The following is a 252-nucleotide window of genomic DNA, read 5'->3' on the forward strand; positions in this document are numbered from 1 at the left end:
CATCTCCGGCGGCTTACCGCCTGCGGCACGGGATCTGCTGGTCGCCTTTTACCGCCTGTGGTTCCCCGCGACGCATCCGCTAGCCGCGTCACGTCAGCCGTATCCGGCATCCTTACCGGACGTGCTGGCACAGTTTAGCGGCGTGGATTACGTGGACGATCTGACGAAGCTGAAATCCCTGCTCGGCAATCTGGGCTGCGGCATACCGCCGCTGTATAAACAGTATTCCGAGCTATGCGAGCCCGGCGGCGT

Annotated in this window: 1 pseudogene; it reads left to right on the plus strand. The window is 62.7% G+C overall.

The window, feature by feature from the left end:
• Positions 1-252, plus strand: a pseudogene (locus SAZ04_RS22560) (GNAT family N-acetyltransferase); the annotation flags it as partial.

Origin of the sequence: Halalkalibacter lacteus (assembly GCF_036663595.1) — a bacterium.
Classification (GTDB): Bacteria; Bacillota; Bacilli; order Bacillales; family Bacillaceae_D; genus Halalkalibacter; species Halalkalibacter lacteus.